Origin of the sequence: Herbaspirillum lusitanum P6-12 (assembly GCF_000256565.1) — a bacterium.
In the GTDB taxonomy this organism is placed as follows: Bacteria; Pseudomonadota; Gammaproteobacteria; order Burkholderiales; family Burkholderiaceae_D; genus Herbaspirillum; species Herbaspirillum lusitanum.
On the sequence record NZ_AJHH01000367.1, the window covers coordinates 1 to 722 of the forward strand.

1 protein-coding gene is annotated in these 722 nt (G+C 59.0%); it reads left to right on the top strand.

The features are described from left to right. The coding region (locus HLUSI_RS0111630) for an alpha/beta fold hydrolase (RefSeq protein WP_016834147.1) at positions 1 to 649 on the top strand (649 nt) is incomplete at its 5' end. Positions 650 to 722 lie beyond the last annotated feature (73 nt).

Sequence of the window (722 nt, forward strand, 5' to 3'; positions counted from 1 at the left end):
GGCCGGGGGGTATGACAAGAAGACCGTTTCCAACGATGTGTGGCAGTTGCTGGCGACGCTGGGCATCAGCGATTTTTATCTGGTCGGACATGATTGGGGCGGACCGACGGCGTTCTCGCTGGCGGCGCAGCATCGGGATGCAGTCAGGAAGCTGGCGATTCTCGACGTCGCGATTCCCGGCGACGGCGCCGATTTTTCGCAAAACGGCCGGCGCTGGCACCACTCGCTTTTCCGCACTCCGGATCTTCCGGAAGCGCTGTTCCAGGATCGCGAACATCTGATCATCAACTGGCTCTTCGAAAACTATGGCCACCGGCCGAACTGCATCAGCGAAGAAGACCGCAAAGAGTATCTGCGCACCTATGTCAAACCGGGCGCCATGCGCGCCATGTATTCCTTCTATCGTGCGCTTCCCCGGGACGCGGAAGACAACCACGCGATGCTGCAGAAAGACGGGAAGTTGCGCATGCCGGTACTGGCGCTGGGCGGCGCCAAGGGATTCGGGCGCGGCATGGAAACCTTTGAATCGTTGCAACGCGTGGCGGAGGACGTCCGCGGCGGATTGATTCCCGATAGCGGGCATTGGGTAACGGAGGAGCAGCCCGAGTTCATCGCAAATGCGCTCCTGAATTTCTTTGCTGAAAACTGACCAAAAAAACGAGGAGACAAACATGGACACCAAGATGGACACCAAGAGGCGCTTCAATGGCCGCGCTCGCATT